This window comes from Botrimarina mediterranea (genome assembly GCF_007753265.1).
Lineage (GTDB): Bacteria > Planctomycetota > Planctomycetia > Pirellulales > Lacipirellulaceae > Botrimarina > Botrimarina mediterranea.
The window spans coordinates 5,795,947-5,816,104 of the sequence record NZ_CP036349.1 but is presented as its reverse complement, the minus strand read 5'-3'; the positions used below and the strand labels follow the sequence as shown (position 1 = coordinate 5,816,104).

General features: G+C 65.7%; 18 protein-coding genes. 15 read left to right on the top strand and 3 right to left on the bottom strand.

Features of this window, described 5'->3' with window-relative positions; translation table 11 throughout:
* Positions 1-31 precede the first annotated feature (31 nt).
* The 5 genes from Spa11_RS22465 to Spa11_RS22445 all read left to right on the top strand — a co-directional run bounded on the left by Spa11_RS22465 (position 32) and on the right by Spa11_RS22445 (position 8,409).
* Complete coding sequence (locus Spa11_RS22465; protein WP_145116823.1) at positions 32-3,145, top strand: beta strand repeat-containing protein; 3,114 nt, start codon at positions 32-34, stop codon at positions 3,143-3,145.
* A 248-nt stretch (positions 3,146-3,393) separates the two neighbouring features.
* Positions 3,394-5,712: a hypothetical protein gene (locus Spa11_RS22460; RefSeq protein WP_145116822.1), complete on the top strand. Its 2,319-nt coding sequence runs from the start codon at positions 3,394-3,396 to the stop codon at positions 5,710-5,712.
* A 30-nt stretch (positions 5,713-5,742) separates the two neighbouring features.
* Positions 5,743-6,264, top strand: a complete 522-nt coding sequence (locus Spa11_RS22455; RefSeq protein ID WP_145116821.1) for a hypothetical protein — start codon at positions 5,743-5,745, stop codon at positions 6,262-6,264.
* 301 nt (positions 6,265-6,565) lie between these two features.
* Entirely contained in the window at positions 6,566-7,087 is a 522-nt protein-coding gene (gene tpx / locus Spa11_RS22450; protein WP_145116820.1) for a thiol peroxidase, read from the top strand.
* A gap of 89 nt (positions 7,088-7,176) precedes the next feature.
* Positions 7,177-8,409: a cytochrome-c peroxidase gene (locus Spa11_RS22445; RefSeq protein WP_197529597.1), complete on the top strand. Its 1,233-nt coding sequence runs from the start codon at positions 7,177-7,179 to the stop codon at positions 8,407-8,409.
* Between the two features lie 78 nt (positions 8,410-8,487).
* Here the strand turns inward: Spa11_RS22445 and Spa11_RS22440 are convergent, their stop codons facing one another.
* Positions 8,488-9,408, bottom strand: coding sequence for a histone deacetylase family protein (locus tag Spa11_RS22440; RefSeq protein ID WP_145116818.1), 921 nt, complete (start codon positions 9,406-9,408; stop codon positions 8,488-8,490).
* Positions 9,409-9,516: 108 nt separating this feature from the next.
* On the opposite strand from Spa11_RS22440, the gene rnhA reads away from it, so the two are divergent.
* From rnhA to Spa11_RS22415, 5 genes are all read left to right on the top strand, one after another.
* Positions 9,517-9,960, top strand: coding sequence for a ribonuclease HI (gene rnhA / locus Spa11_RS22435; protein ID WP_231933084.1), 444 nt, complete (start codon positions 9,517-9,519; stop codon positions 9,958-9,960).
* A gap of 38 nt (positions 9,961-9,998) precedes the next feature.
* Positions 9,999-10,463, top strand: coding sequence for a macro domain-containing protein (locus Spa11_RS22430; protein WP_145116816.1), 465 nt, complete (start codon positions 9,999-10,001; stop codon positions 10,461-10,463).
* 71 nt (positions 10,464-10,534) lie between these two features.
* Positions 10,535-12,613: an ATP-dependent DNA helicase RecG gene (gene recG / locus Spa11_RS22425; protein WP_145116815.1), complete on the top strand. Its 2,079-nt coding sequence runs from the start codon at positions 10,535-10,537 to the stop codon at positions 12,611-12,613.
* Positions 12,614-12,818: 205 nt separating this feature from the next.
* Positions 12,819-13,064: an AbrB/MazE/SpoVT family DNA-binding domain-containing protein gene (locus Spa11_RS22420; protein ID WP_145116814.1), complete on the top strand. Its 246-nt coding sequence runs from the start codon at positions 12,819-12,821 to the stop codon at positions 13,062-13,064.
* Positions 13,061-13,375 (top strand): type II toxin-antitoxin system PemK/MazF family toxin, encoded by a 315-nt coding sequence (locus Spa11_RS22415; RefSeq protein WP_145116813.1) that lies wholly within the window; start codon positions 13,061-13,063, stop codon positions 13,373-13,375. Before Spa11_RS22420 ends, Spa11_RS22415 begins: the two co-directional genes overlap by 4 nt.
* Before the next feature lie 393 nt (positions 13,376-13,768).
* Here Spa11_RS22415 and mtnA read toward each other — a convergent pair whose 3' ends face one another.
* On the bottom strand, positions 13,769-14,863 hold the full coding sequence (gene mtnA, locus Spa11_RS22410) for an S-methyl-5-thioribose-1-phosphate isomerase (RefSeq protein WP_145116812.1): 1,095 nt from the start codon (positions 14,861-14,863) through the stop codon (positions 13,769-13,771).
* Positions 14,864-15,025: 162 nt separating this feature from the next.
* Between mtnA and Spa11_RS22405 the strand changes: the two genes are divergently transcribed.
* The 5 genes from Spa11_RS22405 to Spa11_RS22385 all read left to right on the top strand — a co-directional run bounded on the left by Spa11_RS22405 (position 15,026) and on the right by Spa11_RS22385 (position 19,017).
* Entirely contained in the window at positions 15,026-15,865 is an 840-nt protein-coding gene (locus Spa11_RS22405; protein WP_145116811.1) for an SDR family NAD(P)-dependent oxidoreductase, read from the top strand.
* Between the two features lie 112 nt (positions 15,866-15,977).
* On the top strand, positions 15,978-16,973 hold the full coding sequence (locus Spa11_RS22400) for a M28 family peptidase (protein ID WP_145116810.1): 996 nt from the start codon (positions 15,978-15,980) through the stop codon (positions 16,971-16,973).
* A gap of 154 nt (positions 16,974-17,127) precedes the next feature.
* The gene (locus Spa11_RS22395) at positions 17,128-17,343 is read left to right on the top strand and encodes a CDGSH iron-sulfur domain-containing protein (RefSeq protein ID WP_145116809.1); all 216 of its coding nucleotides are present in this window, start codon (positions 17,128-17,130) and stop codon (positions 17,341-17,343) included.
* A gap of 405 nt (positions 17,344-17,748) precedes the next feature.
* Positions 17,749-18,651, top strand: coding sequence for a hypothetical protein (locus Spa11_RS22390; RefSeq protein WP_145116808.1), 903 nt, complete (start codon positions 17,749-17,751; stop codon positions 18,649-18,651).
* A gap of 81 nt (positions 18,652-18,732) precedes the next feature.
* Entirely contained in the window at positions 18,733-19,017 is a 285-nt protein-coding gene (locus Spa11_RS22385; RefSeq protein WP_145116807.1) for an antibiotic biosynthesis monooxygenase family protein, read from the top strand.
* A gap of 270 nt (positions 19,018-19,287) precedes the next feature.
* On the opposite strand, the gene Spa11_RS22380 is transcribed toward Spa11_RS22385, so the two are convergent.
* Positions 19,288-20,073 carry a sugar phosphate isomerase/epimerase family protein gene (locus Spa11_RS22380; RefSeq protein ID WP_197529596.1) on the bottom strand — a complete coding sequence of 262 codons (786 nt, stop codon included), beginning with the start codon at positions 20,071-20,073 and terminating at the stop codon, positions 19,288-19,290.
* Positions 20,074-20,158 lie beyond the last annotated feature (85 nt).

The window sequence follows — 20,158 nt, the reverse complement described above, 5'->3', positions numbered from 1 at the left end:
CAGGGGGCTAAATGAAACCTTTGATGCCCGCATGATGTCTCGAAATACGCAGATTCTCGCCGTTCTGTTGTCGCTCGCCGCGGCGCCGGCTTTCGCGCAGATCGCTTGGCAAGGAAGCGTTCAGCCGACCTCGCCATCGAATTTTCCGATTGTCGGCGGCGTCGACGTCAACTTGGACGGCGCCGATGACGTGCTGACAGCGGGCGGCAACCGACCCCTCCCGGCCGGCATCAATCAGACCGACCCGACCGGCGCTACGGGTATTGGTCTCCCCTGGGACGCCGCTCAGGTCTGGCGGAATTACGACTCGGCACAGAACATCCTCGTCGGCGACGCGAATCAATCGGGCACGTTGTCGATCTTCGGCGGCGGCAAGTTGCGGTACCAGAACTTGGTGATCGGCGCCGTGAGCGAAGGGACGGTTCCGGGAGCGATTGGGCTCGACTTCAGCGTGAGCAACGATTTAGGGGTTGGCGACGACACGTTCCGTGTGAGCCAGTACCGGAGCGGGACCAATGCCGTTGGCGGCACCGGGTTGGTGACGGTGTCTGGCTTTGGCAGTCTCTACAGCAACGACCCGAACCTGATCGACCGCGGTGATCAGATCGCGCTCAATTTGGGCAGGGGCGTCGATATCGACGAGATCATCGTCGATCTCGATAGCGCGGTGGATAAGACCAACTACCCACCACAGTTTACGGGAGGCTTCATCGATGGGGAAACCACTCGCGACTTCGGTGCGACGACCGGCGGATTCGACGTCATCGTCGGTCTCGATGGCACAGCAGGCATGCTCATCGAAGCCGGCGGGCGCATGGAAATCCAGGACGCGTTGATGGTCGCCGTTGATGGCGAGTCGAACGGCGCTGTGACCGTGGACGGCGTGGGTTCATCGCTGGCGGCGTTCGGACGGGTCGAGCTTCAGCAGACGCTCAACGAGATTCGCTCCACCGAGACCGCATCGTTTATCGGCGGCCGCGGCAACGGTTCGATGACCGTTTCGAACGGGGCGCGGGCTGATTTCTTCAATGGCTTGGCGATCGGCGCCCTCGGCACCGGCAGCGACCTGGGCACCGGCGCACGCGGCAGTTCGCCGGGAGATGGCTCCGGCATTCTGTCGGTGATCAATGCCGGGTCGACCGTGAACATCTACCCCTCGGCGATCAACACCGGCCCGATGGTCGGTAATCGCGCTCTCGTGATCGGCGACCGCCGCGCCAGCATCGTAGCGCCGGCGACCGCCGCCGATGTCAACGATATCCAGCAAGGAAGTCTCGTCATCGGCTCCAACGCCGTCGTCAACGTGGCTGGTCGCAACGGCGTTGTTGGCAACGCCGCGATTGGTTACCGCGGCCTCGTCACGCTGACGGGTGGCCGCCTGCAGATCGACGAAGAGTTGCAGACGGACGGCACGATCAATGGCTATGGAGTCCTTCGCAGTGATGTTCTTTCGACGTCGCAATACTCGGTCATCCGAGGCGGCGATCCCAACGCACAGAATACGGCGCTTGCCGATCCGCTGCAGGTCACGCTGTTGAACGACGAGACGAACCCCGGTCGGCCCGCCCTGCTCAACCGCGGCTTGATCGACGGACGCGTGCGGCTCGACGTTTCGGGCGTCGTTTTCAACGAAGGCCGCATCCAGACCAGCGGTGAGGTCCAAGCCGATTCGTTGTTCACGAGCATTACCTCCCAGATCCGCAGCTTCCCGAGTTCCGACAGCCCGCTTCGCCTGCAACTGAGCAACACGCGGAGCGCGGGTGACTCGGCGGGCGTCGACGTGAGCGGCAGCACGAGCTTTGGGGCCCTGCACAATCGCGGTTTGATCGAGGGGGACCTCGACTTCCTCATCGCGGGCGGGGTCGTCAACGGCGACAACTACTTGCCGATTGGGACGCCGACGAACAACTCGTCTACTGGCGGCACGATCGCCGGCACGGGGCGGATCCTCGCGGGGCAGTTCCTCAACAACGCCGGCGCCGAGGTGCGAGTCCGTCAGGGCGAGTCGCTCGTTATCCATGCGAACGGCGATGTCGCCAATTTCCCGGCTGGCGCCGGCATCCCGGTCGTTGGCGGCGGTGCGAATGTTAACTACCGGACGATGAACCTCGGTTCGATGTCGGTTACCGGCGGTGACCTGGAGATCGGTTACATCGCTGACACGGGGGCGCCGTTCAATCCGACTACCGCCGCCGGCGGATTGAATACCTCCGACTTCTTCTTCAATGCCCGTTACGCCGTGGAAGACGCGATGCTCCCGGGAGTGATCTCCGAGACAACCGCAGGCACCATCGTGTCGAACAACGGCAACCTGCACTTCACGACGGGATTGGTGAATACGGGCGTCGTCGCCTTCACCGGCGGGACGAACTTGGTAAACGGCCCCGTCTTCAACGCCTCGGCGGACTACGGGACGGCCGGTTCTCTGTTTATCCCCGGCGCCATCGTCGTCTCCGGCGACGGCACCAGCGTCACGTTCGAAGACGACGTCGTCAATGAAGGCGAGATCGGCATCGGGCCGTTCGGCAGTGTCGTGAACTTCCTTGGCAACCTCGACAACACGGGCGGCAACATCGAAGTGGCCTTCGACCTGTTCGGCTCCAACGGCTCGCAGGCCGCCTATATCACGGTTCAAGGCGGGCTGACGATCAACGGCGGCACGATCGGGTTTGCGTTCCTCAACTCGGCGCCGCCGGCGTCGATCCCGAACGACTTCTCGGTCGCGCTGCTGACGGCCGGCGACCTCGCCGATGACAGCCTGTTCACGAACCTCGTGCTGCCGGACCTGCCGGCGGGCAAGTACTGGGACGTCGTCTACGACACGCTCAACGACGAGGTGCGGCTAGAGGTCGTGATGTCCGGCGCGATCGGCGCCGACTTCAACGGCGACGGCGTCGTCTCGCAGGACGACATCGATGTCTGGGTCCGCAACGCCGGCATCGAGAGCGGCGCCTCGATCATCCAGGGTGACGCCAACCACGACGGCAAGGTGGACCTCGCCGATTACGACATCCTGATGACGCAGCTCTACACGGGCACGCCCGTAGCGATCGGCGCCGGCTCCTCGGCGACCTACATCCCCGAGCCGGCCAGCATGCTGCTAGTGCTGCTCGCGGCGGCGCCGCTGGCGCGTCGTCGCGGCTAGTCTCCCACCTGCCAACGACGGTGAGCGTAACGGCGCTCACGACGGGTGGTCGGACTTGAACCATTCCCCAACGGCCCGAGCGCCTACGCTCGGGCCGTTGGTCGTTTTTGAGGATTCTGCCTGTGCCGACCGCCGGTCGGATACCGATGAAACATTTCGGATACGGCCGGCCGGGCGTGGGGAGCGCGTGGCCGTACGCAGCGGAACTCAAGGATGAGGGCCGCGGAGCCGAGGGGAGGGAATCCACGATGCGTCGCACAACTGTTACGCCCACGGGCGAGTCTTCACGACGCCACGACCCGCTTGGGCGTTGGCTTTCCGGCGTGAGCCGCGCCGCTTTGCTGGGCGCTTCGGTGGTGGGCGCCGCCGTGCTGAGCGCGCAGGGCGCGTTGGCCGTGGACCTCGTCTACGATCTGCCAGAGGACATCGTGGCGGTCGCGTCGGACCGGCCGGCGGTCGACTCGGTGCTGGTGGAGAAGCGCGAGGGGAGCCCGCTCGAGGCCGACGAGGCGACCGATCTGGAGCCGATCTCGGACGTCTCGGAGTACGAGCCCGAGCTCGCCGAGCCCGTCGATCAAGCCTCGCCGCCGTCGACGAAGGGCGCCGCCAATTCGGCCCAGGCCGAAGCGACCGACAGCCGTGTCGCCGCGCTCCCCGATAACGGCGCCAAGACGCTCAAGGAAGCGGCGGCGCCGACGAATGGCCCCGCGGCGGCGAAGTTTCACGGCGTCACACCCGGCCTCACAACCCGTGATCAACTGATCGTCGAATGGGGCGAGCCGCAAACCGTCGCCGACGCCAAGGGCGAGACCGCCGGCGGCGAGGTGCTCGGCTACGAGCTGCCGCCGTTCAAGCAGGTTGAAGCGCTGATCGAGAACGATGTCGTCGCCGTCGTGCGGGTGACTCTTGTCGAGAAGACCACGGTCCAGCAGATGGGGGATCGGCTGCGGCTGGGCGAGATCGATATCGTGCAGATCGCCGACCCAATGTCGGACGAGTTGCTCGCGGTGGCGTTCCCTGAGAAGGGGCTCACCTTTCTCACCCAATCGTCCAATCAAAAAGGGTCGTCGGACGACCCGCTGAAGGCGACCGTCACGCAGCTGGTGCTCGAACCGATCGACGCCCGCACGTTTGTGCTCCGCAGCGAGCAGCGCGGCGCCCACGATCTTAAGGCGAAGCTCGCCGACTTGCAAAAGGCGGTTGAGGCCGATCCCGCGTGCGCCCAAGCCTACTGGGCGAAGGCCGTCCAGCACCTCGCCGCGGGGCAGTCCGAAGCGGCGAACCTCGCGGCCGCGGAAGCGGTGAAGCTCGCGCCGTCGGACCCGGCTTACCGCCTGACGCTCGCCGAGTCGCTCCGCGACACGGCAGAGTACGACGCCGCGGTGCTCGAGACCCGCAAGGTGCTCGACGACCAGTCGGCGTCGGACCTCGTCCGCGCCGGGGCGTTCGACCTGATGGGCCGCCTCGCGGCGATGGGCGACAAAGCGATCGCCGGCAAGACGATCGACTTCCACAACACGGCGATCACCATCGCCGACAAGATCGCCACCAGCGCGGACGACAGCGAGCGGCGGATGGCGAAGGACCTCTTGGTCTCTTCGCACCTGTCGGTCGCCAAGGAGATCGCCCGCCGCAACTACAACAACAAGGCCGAGACGGTCGCCGAGTGGATTGGCCGCGCGTCGGGGATCGCCGAAGAGCGGATCGCCGATGACGGGGGCGGTCTCGAGTTGCGGCTGCAAGTGGCGCGTCAGGCGCTGGAGGCGCTCGCCCAACTGCGTCCGACCAAGGACCCCGGCCCATGGGTCACCGAGGCCAAAGAGACGGCCGAGGCGTTGCTCGCCGAGTGCGCCGACCCGCTGATGCGCGCCCGCATCCATTGGGAGTTGGGCGAAGCGTACCACTACGCGGTACGGATCGAACACGTCCGGGGCGACGCGCAGCAAGCGCTCACCTACGGCTCGTACGCCATCAATGAGTTGTCCGAGGGCGCCGCGCCGCGGACGACCTCGCCGGCCGCGGAGATGATGGTCGGGCAGCTGTACTTCTACCTCGGCGCCGTCAACGCGGTCCACAAGCAGGACCACGCCGAGGCGGTCGGTTGGTACGACAAGGGCCGCGACGTGCTCACCGCCGAGCGACCCCAGAGCGACTTCGTCGTGCCGCGTCGTGACGGCGAAGAGCTGGTGAGCATGGGCGTCAGCTACTGGAGCCAGGACCAGAAGGACCTGGCGATCGAACTGACCGAGAGCGGCGCGCGGATGATGGAACGCGCCGTCGCGGCCGGGGTGCTCGACAGCGACAACCTGGCCGTGCCTTACGGCAATCTGGCGACGATGTATAAGAAGGTCGAGAACGGGGCGAAGGCCCTCGAGTACGGCCGACTGGTGCAGAGCGTCAAGAGCGAGGCGCCCAAGGCGACCCTCGTACCCGGCGCGATGCCGAGCGGTTCCGCCGCCCGCCAGCAGAAGGCGCCGGGCGCGTCGCCGACGGCGCAGCGTCGCCAGCCGAACCAACAGCAGGGCGTTCGGCAGGCTCGGGTGCCGAGCAAGACGACGACTCGCTGAGCGAGACGTCCTTCGGTTAAACTCGTCCGCATGGCGGACCTGTTCAACCTGACGGACTACCACCCGGCGAAATATGGCGCGGCCTTCGCCGAAGCGATCGGCGATGAGCCCACGATGCCGCTCGACGCGGGCCGGCCCGATCGGGCGATGCGGCCGGTGCTCGACGCGCTCGCGGAGAAGGCCGCTGCAGAGCTGACAGTCGTCGATCGAGACGCCTTCTCCTGTTGCCTCGCCGCGGTGTGGCTGCTGCACGGGCACCTCGGCGAGGCGCATGCGCTCTGCCAGGACGTGCCGACGCCGTCCGGCAGCTACTGGCACGGCGTGATGCACCGCCGCGAGGGCGACTACGGCAACGCCCAGTACTGGTTCCGCCGCGCGGGCGAGCACCCCGCGTGCGCGGCGATCGCCGCCGACTGGGACCCCATCGCCTTCGTCGATGAGGCACGCCACGCCGTCAAGCAAGGCGGCGCCCAAGCCGAAGTCTGCGCCGAGCGACAACGCGCCGAGTGGCGGGCGCTGTTCGACCACTGCTGGCGCGAAGCGGTCGCGTAAGCTCCGCTGTGCGGACCGCGCGTACGAGGTCCCGCGCGCACACAATAGGGGTGATAGTCTCAGCGGCGAGCCGGGAGCGTCAGCGACCGGAGGGAAGTGGGTACCAGCATCCCTCCGGTCGCTGAAGCTCCCGGCTCGCCATCATTTTTGTACTCAAACTTTACCTCTCATCGAAAATCGGTCCCACGGTCCGCACAGCGGCCCGACGCGCGCCCACTTGTCAGGCCCCCGACTCCCGCGGGATAGTGAGGGGGCATCTAAACCGGTCCACTAAATCCACATAAGCCCCGAGAGCCACGCCATGTCCCGTTCTGGAGCCATCACGTTCAAGGGCGCCCCGATGACCCTCGCTGGTGACGCGATCGCCGCCGGTCAGGCCGCGCCCGACTTCACTTGCCACTACTTCGAGGGCGGGATGAAGTCACTCGGCCTGTCGGACCTCAAGGGGAAGGCGACCATCCTCAGTGTCGTTCCGTCGCTCGACACGGGCGTCTGCGCCACGCAGACCAAGACGTTCAACGACAAGCTCTCGTCGATGGCCGACAAGGTGAACGCCGTGACGATCAGCCTTGACCTGCCTTTTGCAATGAATCGCTTCTGCGGCGCCGAGGATATCAAGAACCTGAAGGTCGCCAGCGATTATCAGGAGCGTTCATTCGGCAACGCGTTCGGCACGCTGATCGAAGAGCTGAAGATCCTCTGCCGGGCCGTGTTCGTGCTCGATAAGGACGGCAAGGTGACGTACGTTGAGTACGTGCCCGAGGTGACCAGCGAGCCGGACTACACAAAGGCCCTGGCGGCTCTGGAAGCGGCCGCGGCGTAACGTCGCGGCGGTTGGCGCGACGGGCGCCGGCGGTCTAGCCTCGAATGTCTAGGCAGGACGCCGCGCCCGAGCCACCCAGCCCCCACGTTATGCTACGCTTCGCTGCCCTGCTGTTCTGCGCCGCTCTTGCCGGCGCCGCGACCGCCGACGGACCCGAACGGGTACGCCTGGGCGAGGGCAATCTGCTGAGCGGCGTGCCGGGCGAGGGCAAGCTGACGGTCGAACAGCTCCGCGGCTGGCTCGCCGATCCGGTGAACCACCGCGAGCTGCGCCCCGAGTTACCGCTAGGGATGAACGCCGGCGAGGCCGACATGCAGGGGCTCGACGCCGAGCCGCTGACGCGCGCAAAGATCGAACTGGGCCGCCAGCTCTTCTTCGATCCGCGTTTATCGCGCGACGGCACGGTGAGCTGCGCGTCGTGCCACGCGCCGGAGTACGGCTACGCCTTCCCAACTCGGTTCGGCGTCGGCGTCGATGGCCAAGAGGGTGTTCGCAACTCGCCCACCGCAGCGAATCGGATTCTCTCCGGCGCTCAGTTTTGGGACGGCCGTGTTTCGTCGCTCGAAGAGCAAGCCATCGCGCCGATGGCGAATCCGCAAGAGATGGGCTTTAGCCATGGAGCCATCGTCGAGACGCTGAAGAAAGTCCCGGCCTATGTCGCGCAGTTCGACGCGGTGTTCGACGGCGGAGGCGTGTCGATCGACAACGCCGGCCGCGCGCTGGCGGCGTTCGAGCGCGTACTGGTGAGCGGGCCGAACGCTTGGGACGTGGAAGATCGCTTGCGGGTGCTCCGTGAGGCGTACGCCGACGAAGACCCCGAGTTGGCTGACGAACTAGCCCAACTCGAAAAAATCGCCGCCGCCCGGCCACTTTCGGACGCGGCGAAGCGCGGCGCTGACTTGTTCTTCGGCGCTCGCACGGGCTGCACACAGTGCCACGCTGGCGCCAACTTTTCCGACGAGGCGTATCACAACCTTGGCGTTGGCATGGAGTCGATCGCCGACCTGCCTGAAGCAGACGCGATCACCAAGCCGCTCGATTGGGGCCGTTACGAAGTCACGAAGGACGAGGCCGACCGCGGCGCCTTCAAGACGCCGGGCTTGCGGAACGTCGCCGAGACGGGCCCCTACATGCACGACGGCTCGCTCGAGACGCTCGACGAGGTCGTCGCCTGGTACGTGAAGGGCGGCCAGCCGAACCCCTTCCTGAGTCCGCTCATCGAACCGCTCAACCTGACGGCGGCGGAGCAAGCGGATCTGGTGGCGTTCCTGGAGGAGCTCAGCGGTGAGTGGCCCGAGGTTGAGACGGAGCGCCTTCCGTAGGTTGACGTTACTCCGGCGACTTGCGTCGTCGGCTCGCTACGCCAGCATATGGAGAGCCGGTGACGCAAATCGTCGGCGTTATGGGGCGTGACTAGCCAGCACTTCGACCGTGGTCGCGTAGATTTCCGCCACGGCGTCGACGTCGCGGGCGTAGCCGCCGCCCATCGCGGCGATGACCGGTAAGTTACGTTCGCGGCACGCGGTGGCGACGCGTTCGTCGCGCTCTCGCAGGCCTTCCTTGGTGAGCTTCATCCGGCCGTAACGGTCGGCGTGGTACGGGTCGGCGCCGGCGATGTAGAGGACGACCTCGGGCGTAAACTTGCGCCAGATTTTGGTGAGCGTGTCGTCGAGCCGTTCCAAATACTCGGCGTCTTCGCAGGCGTCGGGGAGGGGAACGTCGAGGTCGCTGGTTGTTTTGACGCGGGGGAAGTTCTTCGCGCCGTGCAGGCTGACGGTGAACGTGTCGGGGTCGCCGGTGAAGATCGCGGCGGTGCCGTTGCCTTGATGGACATCGAGGTCGAGCACCAGGGCTCGCGTAAAGCGGCCCTCGGCACGCAAGTTCCGAACGGCGACCGCCATGTCGTTGAACACACAAAAGCCCTGCCCACGATCGGCGAAGGCGTGGTGCGTGCCGCCAGCGAGGTGGACGCCCCATGCGTCGCGGCCTTCGTCGCGTGCCGTGAACACCGCCCGTCCTGCCGCGAGCGTCGCGCCGGTTGATACGACCGAGCGCTCAACAAAACCTTCTGACCAAGGGAAGCCAATCTCGCGCTGCTCCTGCGGCGTGAGCTCGCCCACGCGCACACGGCGGATGTACTCGGCCGTGTGGACGCGTAGCAGTTCCGCGTCGGACGCCGCCGGCGCGGGCCGCAGCTCGATGGCTAGCTCCGTCGCCATCGCCGCCACGCGCTCGCGGGCCAGCGCGTACTTGTTGCGCGGGAAGGCGTGCTTGTCCGGCAACGGCATCGCGACGTGGTCGCTGTAGTAGGCGTAGAGCATGGGAGGTGAGGCGAAGGGCGATGGGCGGTAGACTATAGGGCCTCCGAACGAATAACGGCGAACCACCCGACCCCCTCGACCCTGTCCTCTAACCCCTGTCCCCTCCCCTTGGTCCACCTCTACACCGACGGCGGTTGCAGCGGGAACCCCGGCCCCGGCGGCTGGGCGTTTCTGCTGGTGCACCCCGCGACCGGCAAAAAGCTCGAGCGCTCCGGCGGGGAGAAGCTCACCACCAACAACCGCATGGAACTGCAAGCCGTCGTCGAGGGCCTCAAGACGCTGACGCGGCCGACCGAGGTGGAGCTGTTCACCGACAGCGTCTATGTCGGCAAGGGCCTCAGCGAATGGATGGCGGGCTGGAAACGCAATGGCTGGAAACGCAAAGAGAAGGGCCGGCTGGTGGAGGTCAAGAACGAAGACCTCTGGCGCCAACTCGACGAGCTCTCCGCCCAGCACCAGATCAAGTACACCCGTGTCGCGGGCCACAGCGGACATCCCGAGAACGATCGCTGCGATGAGCTGGCGGTCGCGGCGTATCAGCAGTTTTTGTGAGAAGGTAGGAAACCACAGATGAACACGGATAAACGCGGATGAGATTGGAAATCACTGAGGGAGACCTGCTCGACCAAGATGTTGACGTAATCGTCAATGCTTGGAATCGGAATGTCATCCCGTGGTGGTTGCTGCTACCGCAAGGCGTGTCCGGCGCCATCAAGAAGCGAGGTGGTTTACAGCCATTCCGCGAGATCGGAAGGACAGGGCCGATGGCTTTGGGTGAGGCTCGACTGACGACCGCCGGTCGGTTGCCTTTCCGTGGCATTATCCATGTCGCTGGCATCAACTTGTTATGGCAAGGAAGCCAGTACGCGACGAAGGAGTCGGTTCAGAACGCCATAAAATTAGTCCAGACGCATAGATTCAAGTCGATCGCGTTCCCTCTTATCGGAGCTGGTTCAGGTGGTCGAAAGAAAGAGGTCGTTCAACAGTGGATGCAGGAAGCCCTGTCATCATTGGATTACGATGGCGACGTGCGTATCGTGATCTGGCGGCGTTGATCGCGGGTCGATGTAGCCCCTCAAAACTGCATCCGCGTTCATCTGTGTCCATCTGTGGCTAAACTCCTTCCATGGCTCCCGACCTTGGAACACCGATCGCCCAGCTCCCGCGCGTGCAGCGGCGGGTTGTGGATGCGCTGGCGGGGATTGGGATGCATCATGTCGCGGACCTGCTGTTTCATTTCCCGCGTGACTACGAGGACTTTCGCGACCGGCGGAAGATCGCCGATCTTGAGGCCGAGCTACCGCAGACGGTGGCGGGCGAAGTGATTGACGTGGAGTCGCGCGGCACGGGGTTTGGTAAGAGCCGGCTTGGTGTCGTCGTCGAGGACGAAACCGGCGCCATGCGGGCGATGTGGTTCAACCAGCTCTTCTTGCGCGACAAATTCAAGATCGGCAAGCGTGTGCAGCTCTCAGGCAAGCCGAAGCTCGCCGGCTTGCGGTGGGAGATGGTGCACCCGCGGATTGTGTGGCTCAGCGACGATGCGGCGGACGACCCGGCGAGCGAAGGGTTGTCGCCGGTCTACTCGCTCACCGAAGGCGTGCCGCAGCACATCATGCGGCGGCTCGTAACCGCGGCGGTCGATGGCTTTGCCGACCTGCCCGACGAGGTCTTCAGCGCCGCACTACGACAGAAGCACGACTTGCTGCCGATCGGCGACGCGCTGCGTGCGATCCATAAGCCCAAAGACGAGGCAAACCGCGAGGCGGGGCGGCGGCGGTTTGTGTTTCAAGAGTTGTTCGTGTTGCAGCTCGCGCTCGCCGCGCGGCGGCACCAGCAGAGCGTGTCGTTCAGCGCGCCGGAGATCGTCATCGACACGCGGCTCGACGCCCGCATCCAGCGGCTGCTGCCGTTCGAGCTGACGCCGGGGCAGCAAGCGGCGATCGACGACGTGGCCGCCGACCTCGCCAGCGATCAGCCGATGAACCGTCTTCTGCAAGGGGACGTAGGCTCGGGCAAGACGATCGTCGCGCTCTACGCGATGCTCGCCACGGTCGCCAGCGGCTGGCAAGCGGTGCTGCTCGCGCCGACCGAGGTGCTCGCCCGCCAGCACAACCAGACGCTCGCCGCGATGCTCAAGGCGAGCCGTGTGCGGTCGCGTTTGCTCGTGGGCGGCATGAGCGAGGCGGAGAAGTCGCAGGTTCGCGCGGGCATCGCCGCGGGCGATGTGGACCTTGCGATCGGCACGCATGCCTTGTTGCAAGAGAAGGTCGAGTTCGCAAAGCTCGGCCTTGCCGTCATTGATGAGCAGCACAAGTTCGGCGTCCGTCAGCGGGCGCTGCTGCGGAGCGGGGACCGTTCGCCGCACTACTTGGTGATGACCGCGACGCCGATCCCGCGGACGCTTTCGATGACGCAGTTCGGCGACCTGGAAACGTCGAGCATCAAGGACATGCCGCCGGGGCGCCAGCCGGTGAAGACGTATCTCGTCGAGCCGCAGAACGAAACGAAGTGGTGGGGGCACGTCCGCAAGCAGCTCGGCGACGGCAGGCAGGCTTATGTCGTGGCGCCGCTGATCGACGACTCCGAAGCGATCGACGCCCAGAGCGCGCAGCGTTCGTTCGACGAACTGACGCACGGTGAGTTGGCGGGTTGCCGGCTCGGCCTGATGCACGGCCGTCTTTCGCCGGTGGAAAAGGACGCCGTGATGGAAAAGTTCCGCAGCGGCGCGACGCAGGTGCTCGTGAGCACGACCGTGATCGAGGTCGGCGTCGATGTGCCCAACGCGACGGTGATGGTGATCGCGTCACCACAGCATTTTGGTTTGAGCCAACTGCACCAGCTGCGAGGCCGCGTCGGCCGTGGCCGCCACCCGGGCGTCTGCGGTTTGTTGTTGCCGCACGAACTCTCCGACGCCGCGCTGTCGCGCCTGCAAGCGTTCGAGCAAACCAGCGACGGCTTCGAGCTCGCCGAGATCGACTTCCGTTTGCGCGGCCCCGGCAACCTCTTTGGCGACCGCCAAACGGGCCTGCCGCCGCTACGCATCGCCGACCTCGTCCGCGACCGCGACGTGCTGATCGAGGCCCGCACCGCCGCTGCGGAGTTGTTCGCAGCAGACCCGGGCCTCAAGGCGCCGGAGCACAAACTGCTCAGGCGGCAGATGCTGCGGCGGTATGGGGATTCGTTGGAGCTTGGGGATGTGGGGTAAGCAACCGCGAATTCACGCGAATGTTCGTGGATGATTTCTTCACCACGACGGACACGACGAGCACAACGGCTTACTCGGCGGGGTAGCTTCTGTCCGGGGTGGTATGGCGATGTTGACTGGTCGATTATGCCACTCGGTGTTGGCAAGGCAGCATTTGCGTATTACATTGTAATTACACAATCTTGCCCTCAGGCATTCCGTAGCTATGCGAATCGAACTCGTCCAGATCGGCAATTCTCAGGGCATCCGCCTGCCGAAGGCAGTGATTGAGCAGGCGGGGCTCTCGACGGAGTTGGACCTGGAGGTCACGCCCGCTGGAGTAGTAATCCGGCCCGTCAATAAGACGCGGCTGGGTTGGGCGGACGCGGCGGCGGCTTGCCGTGCCGAGGGTGGCGACGCGATCGGCGATTGGGACGCGACGATCGGCGACTTCGATGGCCAGTGGCAATGAAGCGCCTCGAAGTCTGGCTAGTGAACCTCGACCCGACGATCGGGAGCGAGATTCGTAAGACGCGGCCTGCGGTGATCGTGTCGCCCGACGAGCTGAACGCTCACCTGAACACCGTGATCGTCGTCCCGCTGACGATCGGCCGCAGTTACCCCTTCCGCATCGAGACCCGCGTTGGCGGCAAGCCGGGCGTCGCGGCTGTTGATCAGTTGCGGACCGTCGATAAGCAGCGGCTGGTGAAGAAGGTCAGCAAGCTGCAGGGCGCCACGGCGAAGAAGCTGATGGACGCGCTGGCGGAGATGTTTGCCGCCTGACAAATCTGCTTGCAGACGATATCCCTCGTTATTCCGCCTTCTGTTGTAAGTTCTTCTTGATAACGCAAAGAGCCTTCTGCCGTCGCCAGCACTCCCATTGATAGAGAGCAGCGATCAAGAACATAAGGCCAAGCGGCAAAGGTTCGCCGCAACGTTGAAGGCCGGACAGCCCGTCCTCTCCGAAGCCTCGGACGACGTAGATAGTTCCGAACGCAAGCGACATTAAGAACGACGCGAACGGCACGCTATTGAGGCTTGAGGCTGGGCGCTTAAATCGCAGAGCCGATTGTTCGATCTTGCCCGTTTCACTTTCGCTGACCATTGGGCGGGCGTCCTCAATAACGTTGTGTTGGACGAACTCTCGTAGCCTTCTCTATTTGTCGCGGCTCGGATTTACGCGCCGATCATCGCCCGCACCGCTTCTTCCGTCACTGGTGAGATCACGCCGCGCTCGGTGATGATGCCGGTGATCAGCTCCGCCGGCGTTACGTCGAACGCGGGGTTGTCGACCTGCACGTCTTCGGGCGCGGTGCGGCGGCCGAAGGCGTTGGTGATTTCTTCTGGGGTGCGTTGCTCGATGGGGATGTCGCTGCCGAATGTGATCGTGAGGTCGAACGTGGTTGTTGGCGCCGCGACGTAGAACGGGACCTTGTGGTAGTGGGCCTGCACGGCGAGGCCGTAGGTGCCGATCTTGTTGGCCGTGTCGCCGCGGGCCGTGATGCGGTCGGCGCCGACGATGACGGCTTTGGCTTTGCCGTCGCGGAGGATTGGGGCGGCCATCGAGTCGCAGATCAGCGTCACGTCGACGCCGCGCTGCATCAGCTCCCACGCCGTGAGCCGCGCGCCTTGCAACAGCGGCCGTGTCTCGTCGGCGAAAACCTGGGGCTTCATGCCGCGCTCGCTGAGGGCGAAGAGCACGGCGAGGGCGGTGCCGTCGCCACCGGTGGCGAGCATGCCGGTGTTGCAGTGCGTGACAATGCCAACGCCGCTGCCAAGCGCTTCGAGCAGGTCGGAGCCGTGACGGCCGATGGCGGCGCATTGCAGGCGGTCCGCTTCGTGGATCGCCTGCGCTTCGGCGAGCAGCCGTTCGCCGACCCGGCCTGACGAGGGTTCATCGAGCGTGGTGATCACGCCGCGCATCCGGTCGAGCGCCCAGAACAGGTTGACCGCGGTGGGGCGGCTGGTGGCGAGGTAGTCGCATGCGGCCAGCGCCGCCTGCTTGGCTTCTTCGACGGTCGCCGCCGCGGCGCCTGACGGCAACATGGCGCCGTCACGCACGCCGAGGACGACGCCGTACGCCGCGGAGATGCCGATCGCCGGCGCGCCGCGGACGGCGAGCTTCTTGATCGCCTGCCAGACACACTCGACGTTGTCGCAGTTGACGTACGTCACGGCTTCGGGAAGACGTGTCTGGTCCAGCAGCGTGAGAAATCCGTCGCCGTGGCCGGTCCAGCTGATAGCGGCGACGGTGGTGTTGTCTTGTGACATCTTGGGTAAGGTTGCTGTGAGCGTGCTGCAATTCGACCGACGGCGAGCCGGCGACGTGAGTCGTCGGTGGGTAGCGGGTACCAGGGTTCCACCGACGACTTACGTCGCCGGCTCGCCAATAGGTGATTGGGTTTATCGTCTGGTATCGACTACACTAACCGCATGCTCCCCGATCCGCTCCCCCCGACGCTAGCGCGGCAGGTCGCTTTGGTGACCGGCGGGGCTCGGCGTGTCGGAAAAGCGATCGCCATCGAGCTGGCCCGGCGGGGCGCCCGGGTGGCGATTCACGCCAATTCCTCGCTCGGCGAGGCCCATGAACTGGGCGCCCTCTTGGAAGAGCGCTACGGCGCCGATGTCGCGGTCTTCCAGGCCGAGCTGACCGACGAGGGCGCCGCCGAGGACCTCGTGCACCGCGTCGCCCGGCACTTCGCTAGCACCGGCGAGGCGTGCGACGAGCATGCCGGCGTGCTCGACATCCTGGTGAACTCGGCCGCGATCTGGCCCGAGACGCCGTTCGAGGAGTTCGCGGCGAGCGACGTCCGCAAGTGCCTCGACGTGAACACCGTGGCGCCGCTGGTCCTCGCCAAGCACGCGGGGTTGTGGATGGCCGACCAAGACGCGGGGGGCGTGATCATCAATCTCGGCGACGCCGCCACGGCGCCCGATGGCAAGCCGTACCGCGACTACCCCGCCTACCACCCGTCGAAGGCGGCGATTCCCGGCATGACGCGGATGCTGGCGGTCGAGCTGTCGAGACGCAACAAGCGGGTGCGGGTGAATGCGGTGCTGCCGGGTCCCGTGATCTGCCAGCATCTGCCCGGCGAGCCGGACGAACCGGACGAACGCAAGGACGAGGCGCGTTACGTGTCGTTGATCCGCACCGGCGACGAGGGCGGCTACGGCAAGGCCGAGCACATCGCCCACGCGGTGGCGATGCTGGTGGAGAACCCCTTCATGACGGGCGTGGTACTACCGGTGGATGGCGGCGGCCGGTTGCGGTGAGCTTGGCGAGGCGCGCGACGTTAGTCGTCGGTGGAACCCGTGTACCCGCTTCCCACCGACGACTAACGTCGCCGGCTCGCCGAATTCTCCATTCTGCGAGTAGAATGCTCGCATGAAGCACTGGCATCTCTCCTTGATCGTTCTCCCCATCGTCCTGTTCGCCGCGTCGATCGCGTCGGCGGATGAGCCGCCGACGAACCCTCTCAACGCCGATCGGGCGATGGGCTATCTCGAAGCGATCTGCGCCATCGGCCCGCGCGTTAGCGGCAGCCGGGGGATGCTTGAGCAGCAGAAGCTTATCAAGGAGCATTTCGAGAAGCTCGGCATAGAAGTCGAGGAGCAGCGTTTTCAGGCGCCCCATCCGCAGAACCGTTCGCGCCGCGTGCGGATGGCGAACCTCGTGGTGCGCTGGCGGCCCGAGGCGACGCGGCGGGTGCTGCTGTGCGCGCATTACGACACGCGGCCGCTGCCCGATCAGGACCGCGACCCGCAGGCACGCCGCAATGGGGTCTTCATCGGCGCCAACGACGGCGGCAGCGGGACGGCGTTGCTCATGGAGTTGGGTCAACTGATGGCGGAGCGGTTCGACGAAGCGGCGCCCGATCAAGACTTCGGCGTGGACTTCGTTTTCTTTGATGGCGAGGAGCTGGTCTTCAACGACCGCGACCCTTACTTCCTCGGCAGCCAGTGGTTCGCCACGCAGTACGCGAAGCGCAAGCCGCTGCCGGCGAGCGATGGCGGCGAGGAGCGCGTGTGGAACTACGACGCGGCCGTGCTCTTCGACATGGTCGCCGACAAGGACCTGCAGATTCACTTCGAAGGCCACAGCTTCGCGTCGCGCCAGTCGCGGCCGATTGCCAGAGAAGTGTGGGACGTCGCCGAGCGGCTAGGCGTCGAGGAGTTCGTCCCGCAGGTGCGCCACACGGTGCTCGACGACCACCTCGCGCTGCGCCAATACGGCGGCATCCGCGCGATCGACGTGATCGACTTCGACTACCCCTATTGGCACACGACAGAAGATACGCCGGACAAGTGCTCGGGCAAGTCGCTGGCGAAGGTGGGGTGGGTCGCGTGGGAGTGGCTGATTGAGAAAGCGAATGACGAATGACGAAACACGAATGACGAACCTGCCGGTAGCGGCCTAACCCCTCCGACAGGTTCGTCATTCGTCATTCGGATTTCGTCATTCCTATTGGCGTCTTGGCGGTTCCGCTTCTGCCGTCAACAATCAGACCGTCAACAATTTCCCGGAGATACGCCCCATGGCCGACGTCAAGATCACGGTTCGTAAGAATGGCTCGCTGAAGATCGAGGGGCCGATCGAGCTCTACGACGCCGATGGCAACGCGTTCCCACTCGACCCCTCGAAGCCGGCGATCGCGCTGTGCCGCTGCGGGGCGTCGAAGAACGCGCCGTTCTGCGACGGCGCGCATAAGGAGTGTGAGTTCACTTCCGAGGTGAAAGCGCCGGTGGCGTAGTCCGCACGGTTAGTCGAATCCGTTGTAGGGTGGGTCGTGATCCACCGCAGCGACGTGAGCCCTGGGTTCATGGTGGGTCACGACCCACCCTACGAGGGACCGACACGCTGTCGACGGCGTCTCGACGTGTTATCCACGGCGTCGCCGGGAAAGTTTTCCACGCCCTGCCCGTGCCGCGGGTAGGGCTTTTTCCTGCGCCGTCAGGGGTTCTCTGCGAATTGGCGCGGGTGGCGAGGGTCGTGCGGCGCGGGTGTCGATAACTCAAGCGTGGCTGGCCCATTCGGCGCGTGGCGGCGCGGCGGGGGGCTGCTAGAATCCGCCCCCCGATGGCCGCTGGCGGCCGAGCACGCCCCGCCATCGAGCTAGCTGTCCTGCCGCTTACCGAGACAAGAGGCCCGTTTCTCCATGCTGCCTAGCGACCCAATCACGGACGAATCGTTCTCGCAACCATCCGCCGGCCCAATCCCTTCAACAGGTCATGTCGTTGGCGAGGAGCCGCGGGTCGAGACCGACCTGTCGGCCCAGACGGTCGAGTCCTCCTCGCCGTTCGTCGGACAGTGGAACCAGCTCGTCAGCACGACCAACTGGGAGAAGGGACGCATCATCGCCGACTGGCGTGAAGCGGTCCGCAAGAGCGGCGCGCACGTCACCGAGTACTCGGACGAGGCATGGACGCGGCTGGTGGGCAATGTCACGAGCCAGCACGTCGGCCGGCTGCGTCGCGCGCACGAGCGGTTCGGCGCGGTGCGCTCGCAGTATAGCGGGCTGTTCTGGAGCCACTTCCAAGCGGCGCTCGATTGGGACGACGCGGAGATGTGGCTCGAAGGGGCGATCAACAATCGCTGGAGCGTCTCGCAGATGCGCGGCGCGCGGTGGGAGGCGAATGGCGGCGGCCCCGAGGGCCCGACCGACGGCCAGGTGATCGAGGCCCAGATCGACGAAGACTCCTACAACGCGCTGAGCGGCGGCGAAGAGGCGTCGAGCGAAGAGGCCCGGAGCGGCGGCGCCACCGACGATGAAACCGTCGCCGCCGCGTCGCGCGAGAGCGCCGCGACGGTCGAAGCGGACGAGTCGGACGCCCCGTTCGAAGCCGACGGCGACGGCGATGTAGCCGAGAAGGCGCCGCGGGTGCGGCCGTTTGCCGACATGGCGAAGCTGCCGGATGACGTGGCGGACGCGTTCGAGCAGTTCAAGCTGGTGATCCTCAGCCACAAGATGACCGGCTGGGACGCGATCAGCCGTGACGACCTGCTGGGGGCGCTCGACGCGCTGAAGGCCCTGGCCGTCGCGCCCTCGGACGACAACTAAACCTTCGGCGCCGTTCTGTGCTACGCTCTGCAGGCTGCAACTCGCTTTAACCAGGACTGCTTTCTCAAAGGACGCGCCGCGATGGTCACTGTCGGAATGAATTACGTCGTCTTGCCCGGCAAGCAGGGGGAGTTCGAGGAGAAGTTCGCCGCAGTGCTCGGCGCCCTCAACGCGGCCGAGGGGCACGACAGCTCGTCGCTGTGGCGTGACGTGGCGAACGACGCGTCGTATCTGATCACCAGCCAGTGGAACGACGAAGAAGCGTTCAAGGCGTTCATCACGAGCGACGCCTTCCGCGCGGTCACCAACTGGGGCAAGGCGGAGATCCTGGCGGGCCGGCCCTCGCACAAGGTCTACAAGCACTAAGAGATTGTAGGGTCCCCTGTGCGGACCGCAGTTGGCGGTTTGCAGAATCGCCAGCACACCGATTCTTCGGGAGCCCTTAGCGCCAGCGCCGAGAGTGAAGCAGGCACACGCTTCAGATGCGACTTGAAAGGGAGCCGGAACGCGTTAGCGCCCGGAGTTGTAGCGGGTGCCAAGACCAACTACGGGCGCTAACGCGTTCCGGCTCTCTGTTACAACCGACGTTCGTTCGCTCGTTGCGGTGAATTGATCGTGCGGTCCGCACAGCGGACCCTACAAGGCGCGGAGGAACTGCACGGCGTCGCTGATTTCGCCGGTCGGGTCGGACGTGTCGGTTCTGGTGACCGTTATCGGGCCGCGGAAGGCGTGCTCTTCGAGGACGCCGAGCACGGCGGGCATGTCGGCTTCACCGCGGCCTAATTGGACCTCCGTGGCACGGCTGCCGCTGACGGACGCTTCGCGCACCGCGTCGACGGCGTAGACGCTTACCGTGTCGGCGCCGAGCTGCGACGCGGCGTCGGCGGGGTCTTGGCCGCCGCCGATGAGCAGGGAGGGGTGCAACGCGACGCCCACGGCGCCCTCGCCGATGCGATCGAGCAGCCGGCGCTGCGCTTTGGGCGCCGCGCCGGACGCGAAGGCGAAGCGCGCGCCGACGCGCTCGCCGTGGGCGCCGAGGAGTTGCAGCGACTGGACCATGATCTCGGACAGGGCATCGTCTTCGCCCTCGGGGATCTCGCCCGCCCGGCCGACAACGACATGGGCGCCGAGCTTGTACGCAAAGGCCATCGCCTCGCGCGTCGCCAGGACGCGGCGCTCGAGGTCCTCGGCGTCGTCGAAGCCGCGACGCGTTGGGAACGACGCCGCCAGCACCCGCAGGCCAAGGTCATCGAGCGTCTTGCGGAACTGCCGGAGGGCGGTTTGCGAGAAGTCGGCGATGCGGAGCTCGGTCCGGAGGTCGATCTCGACGCCGTCGGCGCCGAGCTGCGCGGCGGTCTCCAAGGCCCGCCGCAGCGGCTGGCGGAGGCTGAGCGTCTGGATAGCGATTGGTGGGGCTGGCACGGTTGTGTCGGTGGTTGGCGTCGGTCCGATGCGGCTGCTCCGCCGGGGAGTCGGGCGGGTCGCCAGACGCACCGTACAGTTGAAA

Bases quoted from the DNA above. Each gene is read 5' to 3' on its own strand.
- Spa11_RS22440 (WP_145116818.1), bottom strand. From the start codon at position 9,408: ATGCTCTACGCCTACTACAGCGACCACGTCGCGATGCCGTTGCCGGAC.
- Spa11_RS22385 (WP_145116807.1), top strand. From the start codon at position 18,733: ATGGTCACTGTCGGAATGAATTACGTCGTCTTGCCCGGCAAGCAGGGG.
- Spa11_RS22420 (WP_145116814.1), top strand. From the start codon at position 12,819: ATGCGAATCGAACTCGTCCAGATCGGCAATTCTCAGGGCATCCGCCTG.
- Spa11_RS22390 (WP_145116808.1), top strand. From the start codon at position 17,749: ATGCTGCCTAGCGACCCAATCACGGACGAATCGTTCTCGCAACCATCC.
- tpx (WP_145116820.1), top strand. From the start codon at position 6,566: ATGTCCCGTTCTGGAGCCATCACGTTCAAGGGCGCCCCGATGACCCTC.
- Spa11_RS22430 (WP_145116816.1), top strand. From the start codon at position 9,999: ATGAGATTGGAAATCACTGAGGGAGACCTGCTCGACCAAGATGTTGAC.
- Spa11_RS22405 (WP_145116811.1), top strand. From the start codon at position 15,026: ATGCTCCCCGATCCGCTCCCCCCGACGCTAGCGCGGCAGGTCGCTTTG.
- recG (WP_145116815.1), top strand. From the start codon at position 10,535: ATGGCTCCCGACCTTGGAACACCGATCGCCCAGCTCCCGCGCGTGCAG.
- mtnA (WP_145116812.1), bottom strand. From the start codon at position 14,863: ATGTCACAAGACAACACCACCGTCGCCGCTATCAGCTGGACCGGCCAC.
- Spa11_RS22395 (WP_145116809.1), top strand. From the start codon at position 17,128: ATGGCCGACGTCAAGATCACGGTTCGTAAGAATGGCTCGCTGAAGATC.
- Spa11_RS22465 (WP_145116823.1), top strand. From the start codon at position 32: ATGATGTCTCGAAATACGCAGATTCTCGCCGTTCTGTTGTCGCTCGCC.
- Spa11_RS22400 (WP_145116810.1), top strand. From the start codon at position 15,978: ATGAAGCACTGGCATCTCTCCTTGATCGTTCTCCCCATCGTCCTGTTC.
- Spa11_RS22460 (WP_145116822.1), top strand. From the start codon at position 3,394: ATGCGTCGCACAACTGTTACGCCCACGGGCGAGTCTTCACGACGCCAC.
- Spa11_RS22455 (WP_145116821.1), top strand. From the start codon at position 5,743: ATGGCGGACCTGTTCAACCTGACGGACTACCACCCGGCGAAATATGGC.
- Spa11_RS22415 (WP_145116813.1), top strand. From the start codon at position 13,061: ATGAAGCGCCTCGAAGTCTGGCTAGTGAACCTCGACCCGACGATCGGG.
- Spa11_RS22445 (WP_197529597.1), top strand. From the start codon at position 7,177: ATGCTACGCTTCGCTGCCCTGCTGTTCTGCGCCGCTCTTGCCGGCGCC.